Genomic DNA, 14,282 nt, shown 5'->3' on the forward strand with positions numbered 1-14,282 from the left:
CGCGCCCGGATCTCGCCTCACGTCCCGCCGTCAGGCCCTGAGCGCCGCCCGGCCTTCGCGGCCGAGCGCGGCGAGCGCGGCGGCCGCGATCGTCCGGGCGTCGAGGCCGGCCTCGGCCAGCTGACGGTCCGGCCGGTCGTGATCGATGAAGCGATCCGGCAGGGCGAGCGTGCGGATCTTGAGCCCGCGGTCGAGCAGCCCCTCGCCCGCGAGCAGATGCAGCACGGCTGAGCCGAAGCCCCCGGCGGGCGCCGCCTCCTCGATCGTGATCAGTACCTCGTGCTCGCGCGCGAGCCTGGCCACCAGATCGCGGTCGAGCGGCTTGGCGAAGCGCGCGTCCGCGACCGTCGTCGACACGCCCTTGAGCGCGAGCTCTTCGGCGGCCTCCAGCGCCGCCTGCAGGCGCGTTCCGAGCGACAGCAGGGCGACCGTCGCGCCCTCGCGCAGCACCCGGCCGCGCCCGATCGCGAGCGCCCGGCCGCGCATCGGCAGCTCGACGCCGACGCCTTCGCCGCGCGGATAGCGGAACGCGGACGGACCCTCGTCATAGGCCGCGGCGGTCGCGACCATGTGGACGAGCTCGGCCTCGTCGGCCGGCGCCATCAGCACGAAATCCGGCAGGCAGCCGAGGAATGCGAGGTCGTAGGCGCCGGCGTGAGTCGCGCCGTCGGCGCCGACGAGGCCCGCACGGTCGAGCGCGAAGCGCACCGGCAGCTTCTGGATGGCGACGTCGTGCACGACCTGGTCATAAGCGCGCTGCAGAAAGGTCGAGTAGATCGCGCAGAACGGCTTCAGCCCTTCGGTGGCGAGCCCCGCCGCAAAGGTGACGGCGTGCTGCTCGGCGATGCCGACGTCGAACATGCGGCTGGGGAACGCCCGGCCGAACAGGTCGAGCCCGGTGCCGCCGGGCATCGCCGCGGTGATCGCGACGATGCGGTCGTCGCTTTCGGCCTCGCGGATCAGGCTCTCGGCGAACACCTTGGTGTAGCTCGGCGCGTTGGCCTTGGGCTTGGCCTGCGCGCCCGACACCACGTCGAAGGCGGAGACGCCGTGATACTTGTCCTCCGAAGCCTCGGCCGGCGCGTAGCCCTTGCCCTTCTGGGTCACGACATGGACCAGGATCGGGCCCTGCTCGGCGTCTCTGACGTTCTTCAGGACGGGCAGCAGATGGCTGAGGTCGTGGCCGTCGATCGGGCCGACATAGTAGAAGCCGAGCTCCTCGAACAGCGTGCCGCCCATGGCGAGGCCGCGGGCGTACTCCTCCGCCCGCGCGGCGCCGCGCTCCACGAATTTCGGCAGCTTCTTCGCAAGGCCGCGGCCGATCTCGCGCAGCGACAGATAGGTGCGCCCGGAGACCAGCCGCGCGAAATAGGCCGACATCGCCCCCGTCGGCGGGGCGATCGACATGTCGTTGTCGTTGAGGATGACGATCAGGCGGCTCCCAAGCGCGCCGGCGTTGTTCATCGCCTCATAGGCCATGCCCGCCGACATCGCCCCGTCGCCGATCACGCAGACGACGTGGTTGTCGCCGCGTTTGAGGTCGCGCGCGACCGCCATGCCGAGACCGGCAGAGATCGAGGTCGAGGAGTGCGCGGCGCCGAACGGGTCGTAGGCGCTCTCCGTCCGGCGCGTGAAGCCCGAGAGCCCTCCGCCCTTACGCAGCGTGCGGATGCGGTCGCGCCGGCCGGTGAGGATCTTGTGCGGATAGCACTGGTGGCCGACGTCCCAGATCAGCCGGTCGTCCGGCGTGTCGAACACGTGGTGCAGCGCGACGGTCAGCTCGACGACGCCGAGCCCGGCCCCGAGATGGCCGCCGGTCACCGAGACGGCGTCGATCGTCTCGCGCCGAAGCTCGTCGGCGACCTGCGTCAGCCTCTCCTCGGGGAGGCGGCGCAGGTCGGACGGAGCGGCGATGGAATCAAGGAGCGGGGTTGTCGACGGAAGGGTCACGTGGGGTCCGGACGTCCTCTGAACTCAAGCGGCGAGGGTTACACGAGCGTCACAGGCCGCGCAAACATGGCGTCCGTACGGCGGAAAGCGTCCGGGCCTTGTCGAACGCCCGGGATGATCAATGTCGTCAGGCGATGAGAGCTCTCGCGCGCGCCGCGCTGTTGGGTCTCGGGGCATGTCTCGCGCTTGGCGCGGAGGCGTGCGCCGCGCCGGCGGCATCGATCTGGACCGCGCCCGCGTTCGAACTCGTCCAGTTCCGCTTTCCGTGGGAGAACGAGCGCAAGCCGGCCCGCAAGCCCCGCCGGGCCAAGCCTGAAAAGGCTCGTCCGGCGCGCCAGAAGCCCGGCGTGAAACGCCGCGACCAGGCCCCGCCCTCCCCTCCGCGCCGACCCGCGCTCACGGACCGGCGCGACGCCGCGCTCCCGCGCGCCGCCGGCCCCGCGACGCTCGCGCCGCGCGGCGGCACGCGGCGCGAGCAGGAGGACTGGTCGGCCGTGCTCGCGCAGGTCCCTCAGCCGCCCGATCCGCCGCTCCTGCCGGCGGACGGCCCGGCGCCGGCGCCGGCGAATGTGCTGGCCGTCATGATGAGCCGGCCGTCCGACGCTCCCACGGCCCGACCCGCGCCGGTCGCGACGCCGCCCGACGCGGCTGTCCCGCTCCCGCCGCAGCGCGAGACGGGCGCGAACGAACCTGGCGCGGCCAACCCGCCGACCGCGCTCGCGCCGCCGTTGCCGCCGCGTCGATCGGACGACGGCCCGGATGTACCGCCTCAGGCGTCGCTGCCGCCCGAACCGCTGGAAGAGGCCAAGCCGGAGCCTTCGGCGCCAGCCCTGGCGCTCCCGGAACTCGCCTTCGCGGACGATCCGGACTGCAGGGCGCTGGAGGCGGACGGCGTCGCGGAGTTCACGCCGGCGCCTTCGATCGAAGGGCCGGGCGTCTGCGGCTCCCGGGCGCCTGTCGAGCTTACCGGAGTCCGCCGCAGGGACGGCGCGACCATCCCGATCAAGCCCGCCGCCACCCTGCGCTGCGCGATGGCGCGCGAGCTCGCGGCCTATGTCCGCGACGACCTCGCGCCGGCGGCCGAGCAGGCGGGCGACGCGCTGGTCAAAGTCGAGATCGCCGGCTCCTTCATGTGCCGCGGCCGCAACGGCGCCGCCGGCGGAAAGATGAGCGAGCACGGCCGCGCCAATGCGGTCGACCTCTCGGGCCTCACCCTGAAGACCGGCGGCACGTTCGCGATCTTCGCGAAAGACATGCCGCAAGCCCTTTCAGGCAAAGCGAAAGACGCAGCCTGCGGCCGCTTCGACACTGTGCTCGGACCCGGCTCGGACGGCCATCACGAGAGCCATCTGCACCTCGATCTCCAGCCGCGCAAATCCAAGTCGAAGCTCTGTCAGTGGGACGAGCCGAAGGTCGCCGACGAGGACGGAAGCGACGAGGAGCCCGCCGCGGCGAAGCCCGCCCCCGGAAGCGAGGCGCCAAAGCCTGCGGCCAGCCATCCGCCGCTGCCCCTTCCGCGGCCGGCGGAAACTCCCTAAGCCTGTCGCGAACGATCCCTCATCGCGAACGAAAAGCCCGGACCATGCTGACCAATCTGCAGGCGCGCGACGTCGCGACCGTGCTTCACCCCTACTCCAACCTCGCGACGCTGCCGACGCAGGGCACGCTGATCCTTGAGCGCGGCGAGGGCGTGTTCGTCTACGACGTCGACGGCAAGCCCTATATCGAGGGCATGGCCGGGCTCTGGTGCAACGGGCTGGGACACGGACGCAAGGAGCTGGTCGAGGCGGCCGCGGAGCAGATGGGCAAGCTGCCCTTCGCACATCTCTTCAGCGGCAAGAGCCACGATCCGGCGATCGCGCTCGCCGAGAAGCTGAAGGAGCTCGCGCCGATGCAGGCCGCGAAGGTCTTCTTCTGCTCCTCGGGCTCCGAGGCCAACGACACCCAGATGAAGCTCGTCTGGTACGTCAACAACGCGCTCGGACGTCCGCAGAAGAAGAAGATCATCTCGCGGATCAAGGCCTATCACGGCGTGACCATCGCGAGCGCCAGCCTGACTGGGCTGCCGAACAACCACATCGACTTCGACCTGCCGCTGTCGAGCGTGCGCCACGCCGCCTGCCCGCACCACTACCGCTTCGGGCAGGAGGGCGAGAGCGAGGAGGCGTTCGCCGCGCGGCTCGCGGCCGAACTCGACGCGCAGATCGAGGCGGAAGGGCCCGAGACGGTCGCCGCCTTCATCGCCGAGCCGGTGATGGGCGCGGGCGGCGTGATCGTGCCGCCGGCCGGCTACTATCCCGCGATCCAGGCGGTGCTGGAGAAGCACGACGTGATGTTGATCGCCGACGAGGTGATCTGCGGCTTCGGCCGGCTCGGCGAATGGTTCGGCTCGACCGCGCTCGGCATGAAGCCGGACACGGTGTCGGTCGCCAAGCAGCTGACCTCCGCCTACATCCCGCTCGGCGCCGTGATCATCCCCGACTGGATCGACGAGGCGCTGATCCGCCAGAGCGAGAAGATCGGAGTCTTCGGCCACGGCTTCACCTATTCCGGCCATCCCGTGGCCGCAGCCGTCGCGCTGAAGACGATCGAAATCTACGAACGCGAGAACACGATCGGCCATGTCCGCACGGTCACGCCACTGTTCCAGCAGCGGCTGAAGGCGCTGGCCGACCATCCGCTGATCGGCGAGGCGCGCGGAATGGGACTGGTCGGCGCGGTCGAGCCCGTCGCGGACAAGGCGAGCAAGCGTTCCTTCGACCCGAAGCAGGGCGTCGGCCCCAAGGTGGTCGCCTTCGCTCAGGATGAGGGCCTGATCGTGCGCGCGATCGGCGATTCGATCGCGATCTGCCCGCCGATGGTGATCTCGGACAGCGAGATCGACGCTCTGTTCGACCGGCTCGCCACAGCCCTCGACCGCGCCGAAGCCTGGGTGTCGCAGCAGGGCTTGCGCGCGGCGGCCTGAGCCGGCTCAGACCTCCGACCAACTCGCCTCGGCGCCGATTCCGTGATCTATGACCGCAATCCAGGCGTGCGGCCGGCGCCGCCGCCACAAACGCATGCGGGGGCTGCGGTGGACCAGAGGAACGCGGCCTTCGGGTCCGGCGGCGAACAGCGGCCGCGCTTTCACGGCGCGGCCGGCGCGATGGCCCCGACGGTGGTCAAGGGCCTCCTGCTCACCGTCGTCACGCTCGGCATCTACCGCTTCTGGTACCAGACCGACATCCGCCGCTTCCTCTGGAGCAGGACGGAGATCGACAACGACAATCTCGAATATCTCGGCCGCGGCGTGGAGCTGTTCATCGGCTTCCTGATCGCGCTCGCGGTGCTGATCCCCTTCTACGGGCTGGTGTTTCTCGCGGCCACGCTGGCGGGCCCGATCGGCGGAGTCGTCGCGCAGGTGGCGACCACGATCGGGCTGGTGTTTCTCGCGCAATTCGCGCTCTACCGGGCTCGCCGCTATCGGCTCACCCGCACGGTCTGGCGCGGCATTCGGTTCCAGCAGACGGGGTCCGGCCTCGCTTATGCCGGCCGCAGCTTTCTCTGGGCGTTCGCGACGATCCTGACGCTCGGCCTCGCCTACCCCTGGGGCCGCGCGAGCCTCGAGCGTTACAAGATGGACCACACCGCCTATGGCGACCAGCAGGGGTCGTTCGCCGCGACCGGGGGACAGCTCTTCAAGCGCGGCGTGCTGCTCTGGCTGCTCGCGGTCGTCCTCATCCTCGGGCCGATGGTCGTCGGCGGCGTGGTCGCCGCGCAATTGGGGGCCGGGGGCTCGCCTGGCGGAGCGCAGGGCGGCGCCCTCGGGGCGATGTTGGCGCTTCCGGCGCTGCTCGGCCTGCTCGTCGTCCCGCCGCTCTATCAGGCGGTCGAATACCGCTGGTGGGCGAATGGCTGCCGGATCGGGCCGGCGGCGGCGCGCTGCGACCTCGGCCTGTTCGCCTTCTTCGGCGTCTATGTCCGCTTCCTTCTCGTCATGCTGCTGTTCTCGGCGATCGTCGGCCTCGTGATCTTCGCGATCGTCCTCGCGGTCGGCGGACTGCCCGCCATCCAAGAGATGGCCGAAAGCGCGGAGAGCGCCGGAAGCGGCGCCGGCGTCGTCCTGGCCATCGTGACGGTCGCGGCCTATTTTCTGTTCGTCATGGGCGCCGCCGGTCTGTGGCAGCTTTTCGGCGCCCGCTCGCTGTGGCGGCGGTCCTTCGAAAGCGTCGCGATCACGGGGCTCCCGGCGCTGATGGCGGCCCAGTCGCTCGAGCCCGTCGCCGGCGCGTTCGGCGAGGGCGTCGCCGACGCGCTCGACTTCGGCGGCTTTTGAGGCCACCTCCTTCGCCGCGATGATGGAAGCCGGCGCGGTCTCGGCTAGAATGGCCGGGGGGAGGCGCGCCGCGCGTCGCCGCCCGGGAGACGCGTTGAGTGACGGCGACGGGAACGGGCGTTTATTTCGACGGGCAGACCAGCCTCCGACAGGACGTGCATGTCGCGCTCGGCGCTGATCTCGCCATCCGTGGGACCGACGGCCGCCGCATCGCCGACTGGCCGTTCGCCGATCTGCGCGAGGTTCCGGGCGTACCCGGCCAGCTGCGCCTGACCTGCGAGGGCTCCGCGCCGCTCGCGCGGCTCGATCTTCGCGACCCCGCTTTGGCTGAGCACATCCGCGCTTGGTCGCCCAATCTCAACACCGCCCATGTCGCGGAAGCCAGCGTCCAGCGCCGCGTGGTGCTGTGGAGCCTGGCCGCGGTCGTCTCGGCGGCGCTGTTCGGCGTCTACGGCGTTCCCGCCCTCGCCGACCAGATCGCGCCGCTGCTGCCCTGGAGCGTCGACCAGCGCATGGGCGCGGCCGTCGACCGTCAGATCCGCTACGTCCTGCCGATCGGCGGCGATCGCTTCGAATGCGGCGACCGCCCCGAGGAAAAGCCCGGCCGCGCCGCGCTTGACGCGTTGGCGAAGCGGCTTTCGGACGCCGCCGGACTGCCGATCCCGATCCGGATCGTCGCGGTCGACAGCGACATTCCGAACGCGCTCGCTCTGCCCGGCAGCCCCGTCTACCTGTTCAACGGCCTGATCCAGGCGGCGCAAAGCCCCGACGAGGTCGCGGGCGTGCTCGCTCACGAGATCGGCCATGTCGCCCATCGCGACGGATCCCGCCGCACGCTGCAGGCCGGCGGGACCTCGTTCCTGTTCGGCTTCGTGCTCGGCGACTTCGCCGGGGGCACGGTCGCGATCTTCATCGCGCGCACGCTGAGCGAGGCGTCCTATTCGCGCGCCGTCGAAAGCGCGGCGGACGCCTACGCCGTGGCGCTCATGCGCAAGATCGGCGGCGATCCGAAGGCGCTGGGCGGGTTCCTCGCCCGGCTCGACGCCGAGGAGGACGACAAGGGCTCGCCGCTGGACTATCTGGCCTCCCACCCGGCGACGGCCGAGCGCAAGCGCGCGATCGACGTCGCCGTCGGCGACGCCGGCGACGCGAGTTCGACAATGATGGACGAGGCGTCCTTCCGGGCTCTGAAGAGCATCTGCGGAGGATCCCGGCCGTGACGTTCGTGGTGAAGCCCCTGCCCGCCGCGCGGTCCGTCGTCGCGCGCTGCGCGCTCTGGCTCGCGGCGTTCTCCGCCTGCGTGACGTTCTACGCCTTCGCGCTTACGCGCCTGCAGGCCGTGGACGGGGCCTCCGGCCTCGCCGCGCTCGTGGCCGGGCTCGCGCTCGCCGCCCTCGCCGCCCTGCTCGGCGTCGTGGCGCTGGTCGTCGTCTGGACCAGCGGGGCCAAGGGCGGCGGGCGCGCGCTCGCCGCGATCGTCATCGCCGCGGCGGTGCTGGGCGGACCGGCCTATGTGGCGGCGAGCCGGATCGGCGCGCCCGCGCTGGTCGACGTCTCGACCGATCTCGCCGATCCGCCGCGGTTCGAGCGCGCCGGCCGCGACCGCGGGCCAAGCGACCTGCCCGCGCCGCCCCCGGTCATTCCGCCGGCGCAGGCGGAAGCCCAGCGGGCGGGCTATCCGGACATCGGCACGCTCCGGCTCGCGCTGCCGGCGAACGACGTCGCCAACCTCGCGATCGGCCTGATCGACGACCGCGGCTGGCGGCTTCTCGGGCCGACCGCCTTCCCGCGCGGCGGGCCGCCGACCGGCCGCATCGAGGCGGTGGCCCGCACGCCGCTGCTCGGACTGCAGAACGACGTCTCGATCCGCATCCGGGAGGATGGCGAGGGCGCCCGAATCGACATGCGCTCGGCCTCCCGCATCGGCCGCGCCGACTTCGGCGCCAACGCCGACCGCATCCGGGCCTTCTTCGCCGACCTCACGGCGGCCGCCAACGCGACGCCTTAGACCCGGCGGAACATCCCGTCGAGCCGGGGCGGACCGTCGGTCGCGGCCTCGCCGCGCGCCACCATCTCCTCGAGATGGGCGAAGACCGACAGCCCCGCCGCGCCGGCGAGCCGCGGGTCGAGCCCGCGATAGAGCTCGGCCACGAGCTCCGGAATGCGGCGGGGACCCCGCGCGATGCGCTCCCGGATCGCGGTCTCGCGCATCAGGCGATGGCCGAGCAGATGCCGCGTGAAGCTGCGCGCGTTGCGCAGCGCCGGCCCGTGGCCGGGCAGATAGAGGTCCTCCGGCCGCTCGATCAGCTTGCGCAGCGAGGCGACGTAGGGGCCCATGGCGCCATGCGGCGGCGCGACGATCGTCGTGGACCAGGCCATCACGTGATCGCCGGACAGCAGCAAGTTGGATTCGGGGAGCGCGAAGGCGAGATGGTTCGCGGTGTGCCCCGGCGTCGCCACCGCGACGAGCGTCCAGCCGTCGCCCGCGACGGCGTCGCCGTCGCCAAGCTCGCGATCGGGCCGGTAGGCCGTGTCGACGCCGGCCTCGAGGCTGTCGCGCTCGCCGTCGCGCAGGAGCCGGAAGGCGCGGTGCGGCCCGGCCCCGACCACCTCGGCGCCCGTCACGTCCGCCATCGCGCGCAGGCCGGCGGTGTGGTCGAGATGGGTGTGGGTCACGGCGATGAAACGGACGGTCTCGCCCTCGACCGCCTTCAGCACCGCGGCGAGATGCCGGGGATCGTCCGGCCCGGCATCGACGATCGCGACCTTTCCGCGGCCGACGAGATAGGTCGCGGTGCCGGTGAAGGTGAAGGGCGAGGGGTTCGGCGCGATGATCCGGCGCACGCCGGGCGCGACCTGCACGACCTCGCCGGCCGCCGCGTCCCGTGAACGGTCGAAATCGATCTCGTCGGACATGGAGACGCGTTCCGTCTGCGGCGATCGCCCGTTCTGGACGGCCGGCCGTTCCGGCGCAACCGCTCCGCCGGAAGACGGACGCGCCCGCCGCGGGGCCCCACGCGGCCATTGCGGCGGCGGCGCGCCGCCGCTATCCATGCCGCCGACGGCCCGCGCGGCCTCGCTGGGGCGTAGCCAAGTGGTAAGGCAGGGGATTTTGATTCCCCCATCCGGAGGTTCGAATCCTCCCGCCCCAGCCAAGCGTGATCGTCGTTGATCCCGAGACGCCTCGACGGCCGCGCGCGTGAAGGCGCCCGCAGCGGACATTCGCGGAAGCGCGCGTTCGTCCGCCGGACAAGATCCGGTCCCGCCGCCTCGGCCGGCACGACGATCTGAGGCGATCAGGCTCCCGTCTAGAACTTCGCGCGCACGAAGGCGCGCGCGCCGGCGCCGGGCAGAAGAATCTCGTCCTTCTTGAAGGAGGCGGCGTTGCGGATGCGTTGGTCGAGCAGGTTGTCTCCTAGGACGCCGACCGTCAGCGAGCTGATCTTGGTCGTCCGGCGATCGAACTCCCGCGTGTAGCTGAGCTCCGCCTTCAGATTGTCGTAGCCGGGCGTGCGCGTTTCGAGTTCGCCGGTCTTGTTCTGCGCGAAGGCGTGGAGCAGCCCGACGCGGGCGAAGAAGCCGTCCTCGCTGCGCCAGAAGACGCCGCCGCCCAGCCGGTGCGGCGGGATGCGCGGGACGTTGGCGCCGTCGGTGAATTTCGCGCGGGTGAAGTCGTACTGGCCCTCGATACCGAAGACGTGCCGGCCGATGATCATCGCGTCGAACTGCGCTGAGAGCTCGACGCCATAGAACTTCGCGTTCTTCTGGGAATAGACGCTCTGGTCGAACTCGTCCTCCTCGCCGCAGCTGTCGAACTCGTGGCCGCATTGGATGCCCGTCAGCCGGCGATAGATGAAACCGTCAAACCAGGTGTGATAGGCGCTGGCGTCGAGCCGGAGCGCCCCCTCGGCCCGCCTCAAGCCGATCTCGAGCGACCTCGCCTTCTCGAGTTTGAGGTTCGGATCGCCGATTTCGAACAGACCTGCGGCGTGATGGGCGCCGCGCGAAAACAGCTCGAGGCCGCTTGGCGCGCGCTCGACATATTGTCCGGTCAGGCTCGCCACGAAGCCATGCGGCAGCTCCTGAAGCAGGCCGAGACTCCCGCTCATCGGCGTGAACTTTCGGTCTCGCCCCTGGCTGACAGGATCGCTTCCGTCGGGGACGAGCCCCGGAAAACTGGTCGCCGTTCCGTCGACGTCGGCATGTTCGATGCGGCCCGCGGCCTGGAACTTCAGCCCGCGACCGAAGTCGATCTGCTCGAAAGCATAAGCGGCGACCGTCCTCGTGTCGGTCGGCGCGATCAGGCCCTCGCCTTCGCCGAACGTCTTGAGCTTGCCGTGGCCGGCCTGGACGCCGAAGGCGCCGGTCAAAGCGCCGAACGACAGGGCCGCCGGCGCGTGCTGCAGTTCGACCCGCGTTTCAACCTCACGGTTCTTGAACACTCCGTGGACGACATCCTCGCGGGCCTCGTCATGATCGTGATCTTCGTCATGGTCATGATCATGATCGTCGTGATCATGACCATGTTCTTCCTCGAAACCCAGCTCGCGGTGCTTGTAGCGTGACGCGTTGATCCAGAAGCGGACGGCCGAAAAGGGTCCGTCGTTGAAGCGATACTCGCCCTGAGCCTGGATCTTGTCCTGTTCCGGATCAAGCCGGCTGTTCAGCTCGGCCGATTCCCCGCCCGGAATGTGGTAGAAGCTGTCGTAATGGCTGTAGGCTAGCCCAACATAGCCTTGATCGAAGACCTTCGAGAACCCGATCGCTCCGCCGGTCGACCGCGCCGCTGAGTTCGCCTGCCGTCCGTCCGGCGTGGCGTAGTTTTCGGCTCTCGTCGCGAAGCCGTCGGCGTGGACCAGAAAACCGTCGTGGCCCGCGTCTATCCGCGCGGCGGTCGAGCGGCCGCGGTCGACCGAAGAGAGCCCGGCGATCGCCTCCGCCGAATACCCGCCCGGCGGCTCGAACTGCGGGATTCGGTCGTTCTCGACGCTCACGACGCCGCCGATCGCCGAGGAGCCGTAGCGCAGTGTCGCGGGTCCGCGGATCACCTCGATCTGGTCGGCGATCAGCGGACTGACCGGCACGGCGTGATCCTCGCCGAGCGCGGACACGTCGTGGACGCCGAGCCCGTTTTCGATGATCTGAACGCGCGGTCCCTCGAGGCCGCGAATGATGGGCCTGTCAGCCCCCGGCGCGAAGGTCGACCCGGCGAGGCCCGGCTTGTCCCGCAAGGCGTCGCCAAGCGAGGCGGGCTGCCGACGGGCGATCTCGTCGCGCGGCGCGACCGTGACCGGCGCGAAGACGTCGGTGACGACGGGCAGCACGCCGTTCAGGTCGCGCGGCGGGCCGGCCGGCTGGTCCGCCGGAGCGATCGGGCTTGGCGCGGAGACGGTGATCTCGTCGAGCTCGATCGTCTGCTGGGCGCGAGCGCCGCAACTTGAAGCCAGCGTAAGCGCCGCCGTTGCGAGAAGGCGAGCCTTCACGCGTGTTCTGATGCCGGATCGCAATAGAGTCACCCCGATTTATCGTGTGGAGCGGCCGGAGCCGCCGCATCGCGCGAGGAGGCGGCGGCTCAAGCCGCGTCCGTGCGTCCCCAGTTCAATGAGCGGGCCGACCCTCGTCCTCGCGTCGACAAATATGTAATATTATAACATTGCGTCAAGAGCGAAGGCCACTCTCGCCTCCCCTCGGTCGGAGCGGCTCGTCGGATGCCTGCTTCGATGAACCCGGCGCGTTCGCCCGCCCGAAGCTTCGCCATACCTCGGAAGCGGGCTCCGGCTATGGCGGTTCCTACGGCGTCCGCTCACGCGGGAGCGAGGCGTAATAGGCGGAGACGGCCTTGATCTGCTCTTCGGTCATGCCGAAGGCGATCTTGCGCATGACGCCGGCGAACGGACCGCCGCCGCGGCTGTCGTGCTCCTTCTCCCAGAGACGAAGCTGGCTTTCGAGATAGGCGGCGTGCTGGCCGGCGAGGCTGGGATAGGCGGGATTGCGCGCCATCGGCGATGGTCCGTGGCAGGACGCGCAGGCCGGCGTGCCGGCGCCGCGATCGCCCTCTCGCGCGATGCGCTCGCCCGCCGCGACCAGTGCGGCCTCGACCGGAGGCGCGCCTTTCGCGGCGACCGGCGGCTGAGCGGCGTAATGCGCCGCGAGCGCCCTGAGCTCCGGCTCGGGAAGGCGTGCGGCGGCGGTCGCCATGATCCCGCTGTGGCGCCGTCCGTCGGCGTAGGCCTTCAGCGCGTCGAACAGATAGGCCTCGTTCTGGCCGGCGATCACGGGGAAGGCCGCGTTGTCGCGCCCTGCGCCGTCGCGGCCGTGGCAGCGGGCGCAGTCGGCGAGCACGTCCTCGCGCGGCGCTGCGCCCTGCGGCTCGGGCTTCACCGCCGTGAAGCCGTTCGCCGCCCCATCCTGTTCGGCGCCGAAGGCGAGCGACCTGTAGCTGTCTGCGTCCATCCCGGGCAGCTTGAGCAGGAACGCCGTGACGGCCCAGGCTTCGTCCTCCCGCTCCTCGGCCGACACCCAGGCGGGCATGCCGGCGTATTTGACGCCGTTCTTGACGATCCAGAACAGGTGCTTCGGCTCCCATGTCGGAACTTTCGGGCCGAGATCGGGCGCGGTCGGAACCATCTCGCGGATGACCGGGGAGCGCGGCCGGCCCGGCGCGCCGTGGCAGCCGGCGCAGCCCGCCGCGAAATGCCCGGCGCCGCGGGCGATCAGCGCGGGGTCGTCGAGATCGCCGGGCGTCTCGATCGCCAGCGATCGCGTCTTCACCGAATTGATCATGACGTAGTGCAGGAACCAGTCGGTGATCGGCCAATGGCCGGAGGTCGCCGCGACGTTGAACAGGCCGGACCAGCCAAAAGCCAGCACGCCGGCCGCGACCGCTGCGGCCGCGAGCCCCGCGCGCAGCGGCGTCACGAGAAAGTCGACGCGCCACCCCTTCATGCCGCGCGCCCCCGCTCCGTCTCCGGCCTGTCGTCGCCGAGCAGCCGGGCCGCGAGCGCGAGCCCCCCGCCGAGATAGACCGCGCCGCCGACAAGCAGCATCACGATGCCGCCGACATGCTGCTGGTCGAGCGCCGCGGCGGCTGCGCCGTGGTGGGCGGCGTAGAGCGCGCGCGCGCTCGTCGCGAGCAGCACGCCGAGCAGCGTCATGTGGATCGAGGTCAGCAGCATCGCGATCACGCCCTGCGCCGTCCGGCCCGGCCGCGCGTCGGCCGCATGTCCGAAACAGGCGATCCAGAGCCACAGGCCGGCGACGAGGAACGAGGCCTGCTCGGCCGCGAACGCCCATGGCGAGACCCGCGCGAGGTCGTGGGCCGCCGGCGCGTGCCAGCCCCAGACGACGACGAGTTCGACCAGGGAGACGGGGATCGCGGCGAACGCCGACGGCCATCCGAGCGACGGGTCGCGCGCAGAGCCCACGACGCCGAGCGCGATCAGCGGGGCGGCGACCGCGACGACCGCCATATGCCGCGTCATATGCGCCGCGAAGCCGTGGCCGAGGATGGCGTCGGTCCACGGCGCCCAGGCGAGCGCGAGCGTGACGAGGCCGAGCAGGACCAGGCCGGCGCGGTTCATCGGCAATCCCCGATGAACACAGCGGGCAGCGCGACGAAGATGACGCCGACGAAGGACAGGCCGCAGAGCAGGATCGTCGCGAAGCCGAGGAACTGCTGGCGGTCGTCTTTGGTGGCGTCGTCGTAAGGCGGGTCGGCGTCGCCGTCGCCCCAGTGCGTCCAGGCCTGGCGGCTGGCGAGCGCGATGGCGGCGAGCGCGGCGAGGGTCGCGGCCGCGATCACGATCCGCGCCTCCGTGATGTCCGGCCAGGCCGCGCCGGTCATGACGCGCGCGTCGGCCATCGCCTTGGCGCAATGGGTCGCCGCCGCGACGTAGCAGACGAGGAAGTGCAGCGCCCAGACCGTCGGGGCGGTGACAAGCGTGACGAGGTTCGCGCGGATCGAGGCGATCATCGGCTGGCGCTCCGGACTGAGCGGGCACGACGCGCTGCGTGCTTC

General features: G+C 71.0%; 11 protein-coding genes and 1 tRNA gene. 6 read left to right on the forward strand and 6 right to left on the reverse strand.

Annotated features, from left to right (window positions below; translation table 11 throughout):
• Positions 1-30: 30 nt before the first annotated feature.
• Entirely contained in the window at positions 31-1,950 is a 1,920-nt protein-coding gene (gene dxs, locus ACO2RJ_RS08575) for a 1-deoxy-D-xylulose-5-phosphate synthase (protein ID WP_423267572.1), read from the reverse strand.
• Positions 1,951-2,084: 134 nt separating this feature from the next.
• Between dxs and ACO2RJ_RS08580 the strand changes: the two genes are divergently transcribed.
• The 5 genes from ACO2RJ_RS08580 (at position 2,085) to ACO2RJ_RS08600 (ending at position 8,273) form a co-directional block, all read left to right on the forward strand.
• Positions 2,085-3,488 carry an extensin family protein gene (locus ACO2RJ_RS08580; RefSeq protein WP_423267573.1) on the forward strand — a complete coding sequence of 468 codons (1,404 nt, stop codon included), beginning with the start codon at positions 2,085-2,087 and terminating at the stop codon, positions 3,486-3,488.
• A 44-nt stretch (positions 3,489-3,532) separates the two neighbouring features.
• Positions 3,533-4,915 (forward strand): aminotransferase, encoded by a 1,383-nt coding sequence (locus ACO2RJ_RS08585; RefSeq protein WP_423267574.1) that lies wholly within the window; start codon positions 3,533-3,535, stop codon positions 4,913-4,915.
• Between the two features lie 108 nt (positions 4,916-5,023).
• A complete protein-coding gene (locus ACO2RJ_RS08590) occupies positions 5,024-6,265 on the forward strand; it encodes a DUF898 family protein (protein ID WP_423267575.1) in 1,242 nt (413 codons plus the stop codon).
• Positions 6,266-6,363: 98 nt separating this feature from the next.
• Positions 6,364-7,485, forward strand: coding sequence for a M48 family metallopeptidase (locus ACO2RJ_RS08595; protein WP_423267576.1), 1,122 nt, complete (start codon positions 6,364-6,366; stop codon positions 7,483-7,485).
• Positions 7,482-8,273 carry a DUF1499 domain-containing protein gene (locus ACO2RJ_RS08600; RefSeq protein ID WP_423267577.1) on the forward strand — a complete coding sequence of 264 codons (792 nt, stop codon included), beginning with the start codon at positions 7,482-7,484 and terminating at the stop codon, positions 8,271-8,273. Before ACO2RJ_RS08595 ends, ACO2RJ_RS08600 begins: the two co-directional genes overlap by 4 nt.
• On the opposite strand, the gene ACO2RJ_RS08605 is transcribed toward ACO2RJ_RS08600, so the two are convergent.
• Positions 8,270-9,181, reverse strand: a complete 912-nt coding sequence (locus ACO2RJ_RS08605; RefSeq protein ID WP_423267578.1) for an MBL fold metallo-hydrolase — start codon at positions 9,179-9,181, stop codon at positions 8,270-8,272. The two genes, ACO2RJ_RS08600 and ACO2RJ_RS08605, sit on opposite strands and share 4 nt — an antisense overlap.
• Before the next feature lie 164 nt (positions 9,182-9,345).
• Here ACO2RJ_RS08605 and ACO2RJ_RS08610 point away from each other — a divergent pair.
• Positions 9,346-9,420, forward strand: a tRNA-Gln gene (locus tag ACO2RJ_RS08610).
• A gap of 153 nt (positions 9,421-9,573) precedes the next feature.
• Here the strand turns inward: ACO2RJ_RS08610 and ACO2RJ_RS08615 are convergent.
• The 4 genes from ACO2RJ_RS08615 to ACO2RJ_RS08630 all read right to left on the reverse strand — a co-directional run bounded on the left by ACO2RJ_RS08615 (position 9,574) and on the right by ACO2RJ_RS08630 (position 14,237).
• A complete protein-coding gene (locus ACO2RJ_RS08615) occupies positions 9,574-11,748 on the reverse strand; it encodes a TonB-dependent receptor (protein ID WP_423267579.1) in 2,175 nt (724 codons plus the stop codon).
• A gap of 307 nt (positions 11,749-12,055) precedes the next feature.
• On the reverse strand, positions 12,056-13,210 hold the full coding sequence (locus tag ACO2RJ_RS08620; RefSeq protein ID WP_423267580.1) for a c-type cytochrome: 1,155 nt from the start codon (positions 13,208-13,210) through the stop codon (positions 12,056-12,058).
• Positions 13,207-13,845, reverse strand: a complete 639-nt coding sequence (locus ACO2RJ_RS08625) for a cytochrome c oxidase assembly protein (protein ID WP_423267581.1) — start codon at positions 13,843-13,845, stop codon at positions 13,207-13,209. Before ACO2RJ_RS08625 ends, ACO2RJ_RS08620 begins: the two co-directional genes overlap by 4 nt.
• Positions 13,842-14,237: a hypothetical protein gene (locus ACO2RJ_RS08630; RefSeq protein WP_423267582.1), complete on the reverse strand. Its 396-nt coding sequence runs from the start codon at positions 14,235-14,237 to the stop codon at positions 13,842-13,844. The genes ACO2RJ_RS08625 and ACO2RJ_RS08630 overlap by 4 nt, the downstream gene beginning before the upstream one ends.
• Positions 14,238-14,282: the final 45 nt, after the last annotated feature.

This window comes from Hansschlegelia sp. KR7-227 (assembly GCF_049446035.1).
Classification (GTDB): domain Bacteria; phylum Pseudomonadota; class Alphaproteobacteria; order Rhizobiales; family Methylopilaceae; genus Methylopila.

What these genes read in the sequence shown, in the direction of transcription:
- ACO2RJ_RS08580 (WP_423267573.1), top strand. Translation starts at nt 2,085, where the DNA reads ATGAGAGCTCTCGCGCGCGCCGCGCTGTTGGGTCTCGGGGCATGTCTC.
- ACO2RJ_RS08585 (WP_423267574.1), top strand. Translation starts at nt 3,533, where the DNA reads ATGCTGACCAATCTGCAGGCGCGCGACGTCGCGACCGTGCTTCACCCC.
- ACO2RJ_RS08605 (WP_423267578.1), bottom strand. Translation starts at nt 9,181, where the DNA reads ATGTCCGACGAGATCGATTTCGACCGTTCACGGGACGCGGCGGCCGGC.
- ACO2RJ_RS08620 (WP_423267580.1), bottom strand. Translation starts at nt 13,210, where the DNA reads ATGAAGGGGTGGCGCGTCGACTTTCTCGTGACGCCGCTGCGCGCGGGG.
- ACO2RJ_RS08625 (WP_423267581.1), bottom strand. Translation starts at nt 13,845, where the DNA reads ATGAACCGCGCCGGCCTGGTCCTGCTCGGCCTCGTCACGCTCGCGCTC.
- ACO2RJ_RS08630 (WP_423267582.1), bottom strand. Translation starts at nt 14,237, where the DNA reads ATGATCGCCTCGATCCGCGCGAACCTCGTCACGCTTGTCACCGCCCCG.